This window comes from Actinomadura geliboluensis (genome assembly GCF_043197915.1).
In the GTDB taxonomy this organism is placed as follows: Bacteria; Actinomycetota; Actinomycetes; order Streptosporangiales; family Streptosporangiaceae; genus Spirillospora; species Spirillospora geliboluensis.
The window spans coordinates 587,476-601,248 of the sequence record NZ_JBICUA010000004.1 but is presented as its reverse complement, the minus strand read 5'-3'; the positions used below and the strand labels follow the sequence as shown (position 1 = coordinate 601,248).

Annotated in this window: 11 protein-coding genes; 10 read left to right on the top strand and 1 reads right to left on the bottom strand. The window is 70.9% G+C overall.

Annotated elements, in window-relative coordinates; translation table 11 throughout:
* The 6 genes from ACGFI1_RS17130 to ACGFI1_RS17105 all read left to right on the top strand — a co-directional run bounded on the left by ACGFI1_RS17130 (position 1) and on the right by ACGFI1_RS17105 (position 5,354).
* Positions 1–849, top strand: a complete 849-nt coding sequence (locus tag ACGFI1_RS17130; protein ID WP_392786185.1) for a cupin domain-containing protein — start codon at positions 1–3, stop codon at positions 847–849.
* Positions 849–1,643: an alpha/beta fold hydrolase gene (locus ACGFI1_RS17125; RefSeq protein WP_392786183.1), complete on the top strand. Its 795-nt coding sequence runs from the start codon at positions 849–851 to the stop codon at positions 1,641–1,643. The genes ACGFI1_RS17130 and ACGFI1_RS17125 overlap by 1 nt, the downstream gene beginning before the upstream one ends.
* Positions 1,640–3,076, top strand: coding sequence for an FAD-dependent oxidoreductase (locus ACGFI1_RS17120; protein WP_392786181.1), 1,437 nt, complete (start codon positions 1,640–1,642; stop codon positions 3,074–3,076). The genes ACGFI1_RS17125 and ACGFI1_RS17120 overlap by 4 nt, the downstream gene beginning before the upstream one ends.
* Before the next feature lie 87 nt (positions 3,077–3,163).
* On the top strand, positions 3,164–3,496 hold the full coding sequence (locus tag ACGFI1_RS17115; RefSeq protein ID WP_138636421.1) for a DUF3140 domain-containing protein: 333 nt from the start codon (positions 3,164–3,166) through the stop codon (positions 3,494–3,496).
* Positions 3,497–3,542: 46 nt separating this feature from the next.
* Complete coding sequence (locus ACGFI1_RS17110; RefSeq protein ID WP_392732400.1) at positions 3,543–4,058, top strand: GNAT family N-acetyltransferase; 516 nt, start codon at positions 3,543–3,545, stop codon at positions 4,056–4,058.
* 72 nt (positions 4,059–4,130) lie between these two features.
* Entirely contained in the window at positions 4,131–5,354 is a 1,224-nt protein-coding gene (locus ACGFI1_RS17105) for an FxsB family cyclophane-forming radical SAM/SPASM peptide maturase (RefSeq protein ID WP_364544669.1), read from the top strand.
* Here ACGFI1_RS17105 and fxsT read toward each other — a convergent pair.
* Positions 5,351–7,882 (bottom strand): FxSxx-COOH system tetratricopeptide repeat protein, encoded by a 2,532-nt coding sequence (gene fxsT, locus ACGFI1_RS17100; RefSeq protein WP_392786179.1) that lies wholly within the window; start codon positions 7,880–7,882, stop codon positions 5,351–5,353. The genes ACGFI1_RS17105 and fxsT overlap by 4 nt on opposite strands.
* Positions 7,883–8,179: 297 nt before the next feature.
* Between fxsT and ACGFI1_RS17095 the strand changes: the two genes are divergently transcribed.
* The 4 genes from ACGFI1_RS17095 to ACGFI1_RS17080 all read left to right on the top strand — a co-directional run bounded on the left by ACGFI1_RS17095 (position 8,180) and on the right by ACGFI1_RS17080 (position 13,759).
* Positions 8,180–8,380, top strand: a complete 201-nt coding sequence (locus ACGFI1_RS17095; RefSeq protein ID WP_392786177.1) for a hypothetical protein — start codon at positions 8,180–8,182, stop codon at positions 8,378–8,380.
* A 198-nt stretch (positions 8,381–8,578) separates the two neighbouring features.
* Complete coding sequence (locus ACGFI1_RS17090) at positions 8,579–10,234, top strand: nSTAND1 domain-containing NTPase (protein WP_392786175.1); 1,656 nt, start codon at positions 8,579–8,581, stop codon at positions 10,232–10,234.
* Between the two features lie 383 nt (positions 10,235–10,617).
* Positions 10,618–12,090, top strand: a complete 1,473-nt coding sequence (locus ACGFI1_RS17085) for an MFS transporter (protein ID WP_392786173.1) — start codon at positions 10,618–10,620, stop codon at positions 12,088–12,090.
* Positions 12,091–12,280: 190 nt separating this feature from the next.
* Entirely contained in the window at positions 12,281–13,759 is a 1,479-nt protein-coding gene (locus ACGFI1_RS17080) for a VMAP-C domain-containing protein (RefSeq protein ID WP_138636426.1), read from the top strand.
* The last annotated feature ends 14 nt before the right edge of the window (positions 13,760–13,773 follow it).

Below are 13,773 nucleotides of genomic sequence, written 5' to 3'. Positions count from 1 at the left end.
ATGGGACGCCCGTTCATCGAGTTCATCCAGTCCCAGGCCGTGCCCTGGCAGGACGGCCTGTACGGTCGCGGCGGCGCGGAGGTGGAGAGCAAGCTGCTCAGCCTGGACGAGGAGTCCGGCGCGTCCAGCCTCCTCGTCCGCTACCCGGCGGGGTACGCGCGGGGGGAGGGCGTCCACCACATGGAGGTGGACGAGGAGTTCCTGGTCCTGCACGGCGCGCTGACCATCTCCGGCGTCGAGTACGGCAAGTACTCCTACGGGCATTTCCCCGCCGGGACGGTCACGTCCGGGGTCGAGTCCCGGTCCGGCGCCGTGGTCCTGACGTTCTTCTCCGGTGAGCCGCGGCTGCGCGAGGGCGACGCCCCGGCCGGGATGCTCGACGAGCGCCGCCTGGTCACCAAGGTCGACGGGTTCGCCGGCGAGTGGGGCGGCAACTTCCATCCGACGTTCCCGCCCGGCGCCGGGCGCAAGTTCCTGCGCCGCGACCCCGTCGACGGCGAGGAGACGTGGCTGCTCGGCACGATGCCGCTGCGGTCGGGCCGCAAGCCCGAGAAGCACCCGGTCGTGGAGGAGATGTACCTGCTGGCCGGGGAGCTGGCGGGGCCCCTCGGGCTGATGCGCGCGGGCTGCTACTTCTGGCGCCCGCCGGAGGAATGGCACGGCCCGTTCGGGTCGCCCACCGGCAACCTCATGCTGTTCCGCACCAAGGGCGGCCCGCTCAGCACCGTCTACACCGAACACGACGTCGACTTCACCTGGACGCCCGAGCACCGGCCGATCCTGCCGCCCGAACTCGCGGTCCACGGTGCCGAACCGCTTCCGGAGCAGCCCGGCTGCCTGTGCTTTTGATGGCCGGACCGACCGTGGAACGCGGGCTCGTCCCCACGCTGGAAGGCTACGTGCACCTGCGCACGACCCCCGGTGACGGCCCGGACGTCCTGCTGCTGCACCAAGTGCCCGCGTCGGGGCGGCTGTGGCTGCCGGTGATGCGGAGCCTGGCGCCGCTGCCGTGCGTCGCGCCTGACATGCTGAACCTCGGCGAGTCCGACGCCACCTCCCGGCCGCTGAGCCTCGCCGAACACGCCCGCCTGCTCTGGGACGCCGTCCAGGAGGCGCGTCCGGGGCCGAAGGTCGTCGTCGGCCACCACACCGGCGCGGCCCTGGCGGCGGTCATGGCGGCCGAGCACCCCGGCGACGTCGCCGGGCTCGGGCTCATCGGATACCCGGCGTACTTCGACTGGCGGACGAGGCTGTCGAAGTTCGAGCGGCTGAACCCGGTCCCCGCCACCCCCGACGGCGTCGCGGACGTGTGGCGGTTCATCGCGCGGGCGTTCGCCGACGACGCCGACCCCGACCTGGTCTTCGACGCCTTCGCGGACCGCGTCCGGGCGGGGCGCGTCTGGTACGAGGGCTACGCGGCCCTGTGGAACGCCGACCTCGCCGCCGTCCTGGCCGCGGCACGGCGCCCCGGGCGGCCCACGGTCGTCGTCGCGCCCGACCGCGACCCCCTGTCGGAACTGGCGGGCGAGGTCGGCGAAATCCTGGACGCGCCCGTCGCGCGCATACCCGGCGGCACGTTCGTGCTCACGGAGGACCCGGCGCCGCTCGCGGCCGCCGTGACCGACCTGCGGAGGAACCTGTGACAGCGACACCGACACCGCCGTCCACACCGACGGCGATCATTGTCGGCGCGGGATCGGCCGGCATGATGGCCGCGCTCACCGCCGCCGGGCGCGGGGTGCCGGTCCACGTCCTGGATGCCGCCGGCACGGTCGGCGGAACGCTGAACGTCGCGACCGGGCAGCTCAGCGCCGCCGGGACGCTGCTCCAGCGGCGCCGCGGCATCACCGACTCCCCGGACGCGCACTATGCCGACATCATGCGCATCAGCCGCAACACGGCCGACCCGGCACTCGTCCGGCTCGCCGTGGACAACGCGGCCCGGACACTGGACTGGCTGACCGAGAACGGCATGGAGTTCCTGCCGGACCACCCCGTCGAAGGGTTCGCGCACGAGCCGTACACGGCGGCGCGCTACTACTGGGGCCCCGAGTTCGGCCGCTCCATCCTGCGGGTGCTGCGGAAGGCGTTCGACGCGCAGGTCGCGGCGGGGCGCATCACCCTGTCGCTGAACACGGCGCTCACGGGGCTCGTCCTGTCCGGGCGGCGGGTGACGGCCGTGATGGCGACCGGTCCGGAGGGGGAGCGCACCTACCCGGCGACGTCGGTCCTGCTGGCGACGGGCGGCTACAACTCGAACCCCGACCTGTTCCGCGAACTGAGCGGGCACCCGGCCTACGGAGGCAACTCCTACCCCCACAGCACCGGCGGCGGGCTGGAGGCCGCCCGCCGGGCCGGGGCGGCGCTGCGCGGCCACGAGAACTACCTCTGCTCCTTCGGCGTGGTGATGGACCGTCCGGGGCTCGGCGCGAAGATGGAGTTCCGCCACGTCCACCACCCGCAGGACCGCGCGCCGTGGGAGATCTACGTCAACACCGAGGGCCGCCGGTTCGTGGCCGAGGACGAGCCGAGCGTCGACGCCCGCGAGCACGCCCTGCTGGAGCAGCCGGAACTGCGCCGCTACGTCGTGTTCGACGCCCGGATCCTCCGGGAGTCCCCGCCGATGATCACCGGGCGGACGAACGCCGAGCTGCTGGGCCTGTTCGACGTCCACCCCATGTTCACAGCCGCCCCCACGCTCGCGGAACTCGCCGCCAAGACGGGACTGCCGGCCGACGCCCTCGCCGCCACCGTCGCCGACTACAACACGGCGCTCGACTCCGGCGGACCGGACCCGTTCGGGCGGCGGCACCGGCCCGTCCGGCTGGAGGAGGGGCCGTTCTACGCGATCCGCGTCCAGGGCGCGTCCGTGACGAGCACGGTCGGCCTCGCCGTCGACGCCGACCTGCGAGTCTTGGACGAGGCGGGCGAGCCGTTCGAGAACCTCAGCGCGGCGGGCGAACTGCTGGGCTCCGGCCAGCTCATGGGCAAGTCGTTCTGCGGCGGGATGATGGCGACCCCCGCCATGACCTTCGGACTCCTCTACGGGGAGGCACTGGCCACGAACGGCGCCTGACACGGCGGAAGCCTTACCTGCACCGGCGCTCTCCCGGTGACGGCCGAGGATGCGACTACCAGGCGAGACAGCGGGTACCGCCACCGCATGACCGGCGATGACCACGAGAGCGTGGCGGCCGCGTTCGGCGAGGCCGTCAACATGACGCCCAAGGAACTGGAGCGCTGGCTGGAGACCGAGGAGTCGCGGTCGGTCGGCCAGAAGGACGGCGGCGGGGAGTCGACCGGCCACGCGTCCGGCCGCCGGATCGTCGAGCTGCTCCGCACCGGCAGGGCGGACCTGACCGAGCAGGACTACGCGCACATGCGCAAGGTCACCGGGTACGTCCACCGGCACCTCGCCCAGCGGCCGTCCGGCGACGTCACCGACACCAGGTGGCGCTACTCGCTGATGAACTGGGGCCACGACCCGCTTAAGTGAAGGCTCGCGCGGCCGTGCGTCTCGGGGCGAGCGGTAGATTTCGGGCGTGGAGTTGGGGGTGGGCGCCCGGGTGCTCGTGCGGCGGGTGCGGGCGGACGACGAGGCGCGGTTCCTGGAACTGGCGAAGGCGAGCGCCGACTTCCACCGGCCGTGGGTCGCGCTGCCCGGGTCGCCGGAGGAGTTCGCGTCCTACCTCGGACGGTTCGACGGCGCCGCCGCGGTGGGGATGGTGATCTGCCTGCGGGACGGCGGCGACCTGGTCGGGACCGTGAACATCAACGGGATCGTCCGCGACTGCTACCAGCGCGGAATGCTGGGCTACGCGGCCTTCGTGCCCTACGCGGGCCAGGGGTACCTGACCGAGGGCGTCGGGCTCGCGGTCGACTACGCGTTCGGCGAGCTGGGGCTGCACCGCGTGGAGGCCGACATCCAGCCGGCGAACACCGCGTCCATCCGGCTGGTCAGGCGGCTCGGGTTCCGCAAGGAGGGGGTCTCGCCGGCGTTCATCAAGATCGGCGGGGTGTGGCGAGATCACGAACGGTGGGCCCGCCATGTTTATTGATCTTGCAAAATAGACATACAGCACAAAACATCAAGCGCAGCGCCGTGTCTTGATCTCATTGGGGGTCAGCAGGTGGGCGTCCGCAGCGGCGAGCCCGGCATCGAGTGGCCGGACGCGTTGGACGTCCGCGCCCTTCTTGAGGACGGCTGGCGGCCCACGCCGATCCGCGACTTCATCCTCAAGGTGCACAGCAGGTGCAACCTCGCGTGCGACTACTGCTACATGTACGAGATGGCCGACCAGGGCTGGCGGCGGCAGCCCCGGCGCATGTCGCGCCAGGTCCTGGACTGGACGGCGCAGCGCATCGCCGAGCACGCCCGAACGAACCTGTTACCGGAGGTCCAGGTCGTCCTGCACGGCGGTGAGCCGCTCTTAGCGGGCGCAGAACATCTGCGCCATGCGATCGAGACCGTCATCGCCGCCGTCGGCCCCGATGTGCGCGTCGACTTCAGCGTCCAGACCAACGGCGTCCTGCTCGACGAGGTGTTCCTCGACCTGTTCGCCGAATACGGCGTCATGGTGGGCGTGAGCGTGGACGGCGACGAGGAGGGCCACGACCGGCACCGGCGACGGGCCGACGGACGCGGCAGCTACCAGGCCGTCCGGGCCGGGCTCCAACGGCTCACCGGCCCCCGGCACCGGCACCTGTTCGGCGGGCTGCTGAGCACGATCGAACTCCGCAACGACCCGATCGCCACCTACGAGTCCCTGCTCGACTTCGCGCCGCCCGAGATGGACTTCCTGCTCCCGCACGGGAACTGGGACACGCCCCCACCCGGACGCCCGCCGGACGAAACGACCCCCTACGGGGACTGGCTCATCGCCATCTTCGACCGCTGGTACGCCGTGGAGGCCGCCGACGTGCGCATCCGACTCTTCAGCGAGATCATCCGGCTGCTGTTCGGCCGCATGTCGGGCAGCGAGGCCGTCGGCCTGTCCCCGGTGTCGGTCGTCGTGGTCGAGACCAACGGCGAGATCGAACAGGTCGACTCGCTGAAATCCGCCTACGAGGGCGCCGCGCACACCCGGCTGCACGTCTCCCGCGACCCGTTCGACACCGTACTCGCGCTGCCGTCGGTCGCCGCGCGGCAGATCGGCCGGCGCGCCCTGTCCGCCCAGTGCCTGGCCTGCCCGGCGCACGAGGTCTGCGGCGCCGGCCTCTACCCGCACCGCTACCGGTCGGGCACGGGCTTCCGCAACCCCTCGGTCTACTGCCGCGACCTGTTCAAGCTGATCACCCACATCCGGGACGTGGTCGGCCGCGAACTGGCCGCCGAACCGGTGGCCGCGGGCTAGATCGGCGGCGGGTCGAAGTCGGCGTCCAGCCGGCGCCCCTCCAGGAACACCTGGGCGTCGGGATGCTCCAGGGTGAGCGTGCGCCGGTACCGCTCCTCGGTGTCGCTGAACAGGGCCGTGGCCTCCTCGTCCCGGCCGAGGGCCCGCAGATCGGCGATGCTGTTCGCCGCCGCGGACAGGGTCAGCGGGTGGTTGTCTCCCAGCAGCGCGCGGAGCCGCCGCAGACTGCCGGTACCCAGCCGGTACGCCGACTCCACCTCGCCGAGGTCGGCCAGGTCGCTGGCGAGGTTGACGGCGACGGTGAGGGAGTAGTGGTGGTCCCGTCCCAGCTTCAACTCCAGGCCGGCCAGCGCCTGCTCGTCGAGCTTCCTGGCCTCCTCCGCGTCCCCCGTGATCCGCCGCAGCACGGCCAGGTTCCCCGCGCAGGCGTGGTTGTAGGGGTGCTCGGGGGCGTAGACGCGCGGGTAGCGGCGCACCGTGTCCTCGGCGAGGATGAGCGCCTCCTGGAACTGCGCCGTCGTGCGCCGGATGTTCGCCAGGCACGTCGCGGCGGCCAGCGTGTCCGGATGGTCGAGCCCGAAGATCCGCACGTAGCGCTGATGGATCTCCTCGGCGAGTTCGAGGGAGCGCGCGTAGTCGCCCGCCCTCCGCCAGGCGACGGACAGGTCCTTCCCGGCGCGCAGCGTCCACGCGTGCTCGGGACCCAACTGCTCAAGCCCGTAGGCGTAGGCGTCCTCACCGAGATCGCACGCCTCGGCGTAGTCGCCGCTCAGCCGGACCGTCCGCGCCAGGCCGGTGTAGATGTTGAGGTACGACGCGGGGTCGCTCGATTGGCTGCCCGCAGCACGGATGCCGCGGAGGACTTGCTCAAGCAGTGCGCGCGCTCCCGCGTAGTCGCTTCGGAGCCCGTAGTCGAGCGCCACGCTGTTGATGGCACGCCAAGTGCTCCAGTCCTCCTCCCCGAACCTCGCCTTGTACCGGCGCAGAGCCTCCTCGTCGATCTCGTACGCCGGCTGGAAGTCTCCGCTCGCCCGCAGATCGGCGGCCCGTCCGCGCAGCGCGCGCAGCGTCGTCTCGTGGTCGGGCGGGAGGGCCTTCTCGACCATTTCGAGCGTCCGGGCGCTGCGTTCGGTGGCCTCCGGATACTGGCCGAGCTCGCGCAGGAGGTTGCCCAGGTTCACGTGAAGCGTCAGGACGTCTTGGTGCTCGGGGCCGGAGGCCTTCGTCCAGTCCCGGATGAACGACTCCACGAAGGACTGCGCGGACGGGTAGTCGGCCGATGAGTACAAGTAGGTGATCATGTTGAGCGCGAGCTTGCGGACGTCCGGGTCCGGGCACTGCGCGACTTCGGCCGGTCCGACGTGCCCGAGCGCGTTCAGGTAGAAGGACCAGTTCTTGGCGTCGTTCGGGTCGTCCGGGGTGTAGGCGGCCAGCAGCAAGTGGACCTCATGGCGGAGCCGGCGCTGTTCCGTCTCCGACAGCTCGTCGCGGACGAGCGCCTGGATCAGCCGGTGCACCTGGATGGTGCGGGCGGGCAGGTCCAGCCTGGCGAGAGCGAACCGGCCGAGCTCGCCGATGGCCCGGCCCAGCCGGATCGGGTCCGCGAGCAGCGCCGAGAGCTCGGTGCTCAGCCCGGGGATCACCTTGCTGAACGCGTCCCGCGGAATCGGCTCCGGCCCGAAGAACGCGCAGTACCGCAGGAGGATCAGCGCCTCGGGGAGCTTCTCCTCCAGACTGGCGACCGAGAGCCCCCACGCCGCCGTCATCGAGGCGGGGTACTCGGTCGGCTTGCCGTGGGAGAGGAGCTGGCTCGTGCGCTGCGCCAGCAACTTCAGGTACTCCGACACGGCGATGCCGGTCTCGGCGTGGAGGGCGCCCGCCTGCTCCAGCGCGAGCGGCAGGTCCCCGAGCTCCTCGGCGAGCCGGTCCGCGTCCTCGCGGCTGATCCCCCTCGGCACCCGCTTGGTGAGGAACTCGACGCTCTCCTCGCGGGTGAACACGTCGATCTGGACGGGGTCGACGATGCCCGCCCAGCGGTGGTTGCGGGACGTGATGAGGACGTGCCCCGGCCCCTGCGGGAGGATGTCGATCAGTTCCTCGGGCTCGTCGGCGTTGTCGAAGATCAGCAGCCAGTCGGTGTAGGGCTCGCCGCGGCGCAGTGCGTCCAGCACGGCGTTGGCCGCGTCCTCGACTCCGCTGACCGACGCGGAGGGCAGGCCGAGCGGATGCGCCAGGCTCGCGAGCGAGGAGCGGATCAGGACGGGCTGGTCGGCCGGGATCCACCAGACGAGGTCGTAGCTGGAGCGGTAGCGGTAGGCGTACTCCACCGCCATCTGGGTCTTTCCAACGCCGCCAAGGCCGTGCAGGGCGTGCGGCACGACCGCCGTGACCCGGTTGGCCAGACCTTCGCGCAGGCGGCCCAGGAGGTCCGTGCGGCCGGTGAAGTTCTTGTTCCGGGGAGGGACCTTGCCCCAGACCTGGGGAATCCGTTCAGTGGTGGGCGACGGGTCCGGTTGTGAACTGATCACTCGATCCCCTTGCGTCACGCTGGAGCCTGTAGAGCAAGCTGCATCACGTCATCGTCAAGTAATTGCATCAACCAGGACAGTATATTGAAGTCGGCGATTTAGATATGTGTCAGGTGACACTGACCGGCCTTTTGGTTCTGGACGTGTTTCCTGTTGGTTTCGGTGCGTCCGAATCATTGCCGTATTTATGTCTGGCCACCGTGCTCTCTTTCTGTAACCATGGGCGGGAGGCCGCCTTTCGTGCGGCCGGGCATGGACCATCGATGAGCCTCAGTGCCCCGTACCAGGGAGAGGTAGATGCCGCACTCCTTCGTCATTTCCCCCGACGACGTCCGATCCGTGGTCGCCTCGGCCGACAACCCCGGTCTGCGGCGGCTGCGGCGGGAGTTGGCCCGGCCCAGTTCACCGGGCAGATTCGACAACAAGTGCGCGCACATCTGTGACCAGGAGTGCGATCACCGGCCGATTGCCTCCGCGCGGGTTCCGGCGGCGGTGTGACGCGCTGCCGCTCCCGGACGTGAGAGCGGCCGGCGGGCGGGCCGGCGACGAATAACGGACGACCGGCCGTCGATTTTCGGAATGCCGGTGACGCATGCCCGTTCCGGTATTCCAGGCCGTTTCGAGCGGCGATCGGCTAGGCTCGAATGAGCCGATCGGCGCCATGCCGCAACGGGTGCCCGCTCATTGGACGGAACCATGACCGCGCAGTCTCCCCTCGGCCCGCCGGGCCCGCACCTGGGCGAGCGCGCGTTCGGCGAATCCGATCGGACGGCCTTCGGCGGCAGGGGCGCGGAGACGGCCGACGTGGCCGCGTTGTGGGCGCGGAACCGCCTCGTAGTGATGCACGGCATGGCCGGCGCCGGGAAGACCTCACTGCTGCGCGCGGGCATCGTCCCGTTCCTGAGGGACGACGGTGCCGATGTCCTGCCGGTGGCCCATGTCGCGCATCGGCCGCCCTTCCCCGTGGCCGCGCTGTCCGAGCGCAACGTCTTCCGGCTCGCCGTGCTGGCCTCGTGGTACACCCGTGCGTCACCGGTCCACATCTCCGAGGTGACGGTCGGTGCCTTCCTGCGCAGGCATCGCCGCATCGACCGGTTCGGCGACCGGCTTCCCCTGCTCGGCGCCATCGACGGGGCGGAGGCGCTGCTGCGCGCCTCCGGGCGGCACGAGCGGGACCGCCGCGACTTCGTGGACGAGCTGGCGGCCGCCATGAAGGAGGTGCCCGACCTGCACCTGATGCTCGTGGTGCGCTCCGATGCCGTGGACGAGGCCGTCGACCTCGCCGCCCGGCTCGGTCAAGCCCCGCCGGCCACCTACGAACTCGGGACGCTCACGCCCGAGGCGGCCCGTGAGGCTGCCGCAGTGACGCTCGGGGTCACCGGGCCGCCCGGCGCGGCCGTCGCCGGTGCGCTGGTCCGGGAGCTCCGGACCGTGCGGGCGGCAGGCGGCGTCCAGACCACCTCGCGCGTCGAGCCCGTACTGCTCAGGCTGGTCTGCGAGCGACTCGCCGGGGAGTCGGCGGCCGTCCCGGAGATCCCCGCGGCGCGGCTGCGCACCGAGGTGGACCGGGTGCTGGTGGACTTCTGCGCGCACAGTCTCGCCACGATCGCGGCCGACCAGAGCCTTCCGGCGGGGACGTTGCTCTCCTGGTTCCGGTCCGTGTTCGGGGGCTCGCGCGGCCGCGCGGGCGTTCCCGCGGCCGGCTCCTGCGCGGACATGCCCGGCGCGGTCGTCGACGCGGTGCAGGACGCCCATCTCATCCGGGCCCGGATCCGGGACGGAGCACACTATTACGAGCTGCAGCACCCCCGGCTGATCGAGCCGCTGGAGCAGCTCCCCGAGAACGCGGTCCCCATCCGGCGGCCCGGCCCATCGGCCCGGCTGGCGCAGGCGCACCGGGCGCTGTCCGACAGCGACCCCGAACTCGCGCGGCGGCACGCGGAGGCGGCCGTCCGCGCCTGCGGCGCGGGCGACTTCAGGGTGCTCGCCGCCGCGACGACCTTCCTCGGCGACATCGCCTACGAACGCGGGGACGCCGAGACGGCGGTCGCCCATTACCGGGAGGCGGCGGAGTTCTCCGAGGCGGTCCCGGACAACGCCGCCGTCGGCTGGCTGCTGGCCGCAATCGGCCGCATCCTGCTGGCGAGCGACCCGGGCACCGCGGTCCGGGACCTCAAGGCGGCGGCTGGGCGGCTGCCGCACGAGTTGTCGATCCAGACCGCCCTGGGGCAGGCGCTCTTGCGCTCCGGGAGGATTCGCGCGGCCCGTGCCGTGTTCGAGGACGTCCTCGGCCGGGACAGCACCAACCGCGAGGCGCTGACCGCCAAGCGGGACGTGTCCGGTATCGCGTAGATAAGTCGCCTTTGCGGCACACTTTCCCCATGTTCCGTGTGGGAGTATTGCCGTCCTTTGCGGGAGATTGGCGATATTCGACATCGATCTTCCTATGTCGCATTCGATGTCGAGGGTGAGGCCACGTGGGCGGGGCCGCCGGACGCTCTCTCGAGTCGGTGACCGGACAATTGCGTCGGCTGCTAGGATCCCTTTCGCGTCCGGGCCCGCGCGCGGGCCCGGACGCGAAAGGACGGCGCACCGGCATTTTGGCGACTCCTGACGGAAACTTGTGTCCAATGTGACCATGGTGTCCTCTTTGGCTGGGCACTTCGAAGGTGAACCGTAGTGGTAGAGGAGCGCTGGGGTGGTGACCACGGTACGAGATGAGGAGAGGTCAGAAGGTGACCGCCACCCCATCGGAATCGAGTCCTCGAAATGGTGGCGGTGCGACCGAGGACAATGGCCAGCAGAATGGCTCGTGGCGACGTGATTTCCGGCTATTACTGAGCGGGTCCGCACTTTCGCAACTGGGTACGCTGGGGGCGGCCGCCGCCAATCCGCTGCTGGCGCTGGCGCTGACGGACTCGCCGATCGTGGCGGGCTGGGTGGCCGCCGCGAGCACGCTGCCCGGGCTCTTCCTGCACGTGCCGGTCGGGTTGCTCGTGGACCGCTACGACCGCCGCCGGATCATGCTGGTCAGCCAGGTGATGCGGGTCGTCAACTCGGTGCTGCTGGTCATCGGGCTGGCGAGCGTCGCGGAGCCCTGGCCGCTGCTCGTCGTGGCCGCGGTGATCGACGGTACGTGCGCCGTCTTCTTTCGGATCGCCGAACTCGCCGCGGTGCGCTTCGTGGTGCCGGACGGCGAGGCCGAGAGCGCGATGGGCAAGAGCGAGGCCCGGCACCATCTGGCGCTGGTGCTCGGGCGGCCGGTGGGCGGCGTGCTGTTCGCCGCCGGACGCGCCTTCCCTTACATACTCGACGCGCTGACCTCCCTGGTCTCCGTCGTCTCCCTGCTGCTGTTGAAGACCAAGCTGCTCCAGTCGACCACGGCGCCGGAGGAGGTGCCGAAGATGTCGAAACGCGGGATGCTGATTTCCGCCAGAGAGGGTTTCCTGCGCATCTATCAGGACCGCTTCCTCTTTATTTCGCTGGTCGTCTGCGCGATCGCGAACATCGGCTTCCAGATCGTCATCCTGCTGCTCGTGGTCGAGGCGGAGCGGCAGCGGCTCTCCGGCTCGGTCATCGGCGCGATGCTGGCGACGTCGGGGGTGAGCGGATTCTTCGGGGCCCTCACCGCCCCGGCGGTCGTGCGCCGACTCAAGCCCGTCGCGACGGTCAAATACTGTGTCATTTTCTGGCTGCCGTTCCTGCTGATCGTCGCCAGTACGCAGAATCCGCTGATCGGCATGTCCGCGTGGGGCGTCTGCAGTTTCATGGGGGCGTACATTAATGTCGCGCTGGCCGTGCACCAGAGCAGGGTCATCCCCACCGAAGTGCTGGGCCGGGTGGAGGGCGTCAGCCAGTTCCTCACGACCGGTGCGGTGACGATCGGGGCCTTCGCGGGCGGCTACGTCATCACCGCATTCGGGACCCGGCTCACGGCGGCTCTCGTCGCGGCGGCGTTCGCCGGCATCGTGGCCGCCGTCCTCGTCCTGGTGCGCGATCCGGCCCGCGATCCGGCCCGCGATCCGGCCCGCGACGCGGCACGAAGCGCGGAACGGAACACCGAACGACGGCCCGAGGCGCCTTCCGCGCCGGACCGGGTGACAAGTGCCGCCGCCGAGTCCGGAGGAAAGGCGCCGATCGGCGGCCGGCCGGTGCCCCTGGGCGGAACGCATGGACTTCCGGTCGAGATGCCCGCCGTCCGACCGTGATCTCCGACAACACCTCCTCATCACGTCGGCGCCATTCGAACTGTGTGAGATGACACATTGGTGGCGGCCTATTCCGGTCGCTTGGGATCGGGTGTAACGGCGCCCTTGCGGTGCATGGTGCGGAGGTACGCTTCCAGCGTCGAACTTGGCGGCATTCTCCGCCGCCATCCTTCGGTCGGAGGCGGAGCGTTTGATCACGTCGCTGAACGTCGATGATCAGCATCGGCTCGTCGAGGCGATCCGTCGCATCGACGCGATGAGCGTCCAGCGTGAGCGTGCCGTCCATGTGCAGGCGCTGGAGCGCGATCTCGGGCACCGGCTGGACTACGTCCACCACGACAAGGACATGCTCGACGTGTGGGCGCTGGTCGACGCGCTGCTCACCTATCCCGGTGCGGCGCAGGCCCTGGTGCGGATCCTGGAGACGTTCTATCCGGCCAGCCTGTCGGTCCGGGCGCTCGGGGAGCTCGTCGCCGAGCTGCTGCCGGAGCCGTGGCTCGACCAGGCCGAGCGGCGCGAACTGCACGAGCTGATCACGTCGCTGGAGCGGACCGATCCGGGGCTGACGCATCTCGGACGGTTCCCGATGCTGTACCGGCGGGCGGTCGGGCCGGCCTGGCCGTCGCTGGAGCGCGAGGTTCGCAGCCTGCATGACGTGGTCGCCCTGTTAGAGGAGATGCCTGCCGGGCCGGACGGCATCCCGCCGCTGCTTGTGTTCGTGAACGATTTAGCTGAGTACGCGGGGTATCCGACGGCGGGCGCCTTTCGTGACTGGGTGCGCCGGCAGGTCGAGGCGCAGGGCCTCGACCGCGCCGCGCTGCAGTGGGGCGGCGGAGGTCCCGCGGCGGTGCGCGGCGGGCCACCGGAACCGGCGGAGAATTACCTGGTCATCGAGTGCGCGCCCGACGCGCTGGAGGCGGACCGGTACCTCGTCACCGCGTGGCTCCAGGTGGGACGCGAGCCCGGCAGCACGCTGTACGGCAGCGACGAGGCGCTGCCGCTCAGCCGGATCCCCGAGCTGCTCGAACGGTTGCTCACCGCCGAGAGCTCGGTGATCGGGCGGCGCGGACCCGACCTCACCATCGAGTTCATCCTGCCCCGCGCGCTGCTGGACCACCCGGTCGAGCAGGCCAAGATCAATATCGCCGGGTTCGAGCACCGCGTCGGGATCCGGTACCCGGTGGTCGTGCGGAGCCTCGACCGGATGCGGCACGCCGCCGTCCACCACGACTGGCGGCACAAGTGGGACTGGCTGTCCGGCCATTCGGTCGACCCGCCGGTCTGCCTCGTGGCGCGGGCCGGCGAGTACGACAAGGAGGAGCTGTTCTCGCGGCTCTCCACGGAGTCCACGGCCGTCCTCGCGCTGGCCTTCCCGCCGTGGGGCGGCGAGAGCGGCGAGGCGGACGAGCACTGGGTCGGGCTGGTCGCCGGCATCCCCGTCGTCGCCTGGTGCCGGGACGGGCGCTACCCCGCCCAGTTCGCCCGGGAGGTCAAGGAGCTGCTCGCGGCGGACCTGATGAAGCTTCCGCGCCGGACGATGGAGCTGCGCCGGCAGGCGCTGGCGAGCGGCTCCGACGCCACCGGCCATCTCGGCCTGCACCTGACGCTCGTGTTCGACGATGCCGACCGCATCCCGGAGCCGTACGTGCGGCTCCGGCCACCCGCATAGCCCTCTCCCCCCCG

Excerpts from the sequence above, each read along its gene's own strand:
- ACGFI1_RS17130 (WP_392786185.1), top strand. The coding sequence starts at position 1 with ATGGGACGCCCGTTCATCGAGTTCATCCAGTCCCAGGCCGTGCCCTGG.
- ACGFI1_RS17125 (WP_392786183.1), top strand. The coding sequence starts at position 849 with ATGGCCGGACCGACCGTGGAACGCGGGCTCGTCCCCACGCTGGAAGGC.
- ACGFI1_RS17115 (WP_138636421.1), top strand. The coding sequence starts at position 3,164 with ATGACCGGCGATGACCACGAGAGCGTGGCGGCCGCGTTCGGCGAGGCC.
- ACGFI1_RS17095 (WP_392786177.1), top strand. The coding sequence starts at position 8,180 with ATGCCGCACTCCTTCGTCATTTCCCCCGACGACGTCCGATCCGTGGTC.
- ACGFI1_RS17090 (WP_392786175.1), top strand. The coding sequence starts at position 8,579 with ATGACCGCGCAGTCTCCCCTCGGCCCGCCGGGCCCGCACCTGGGCGAG.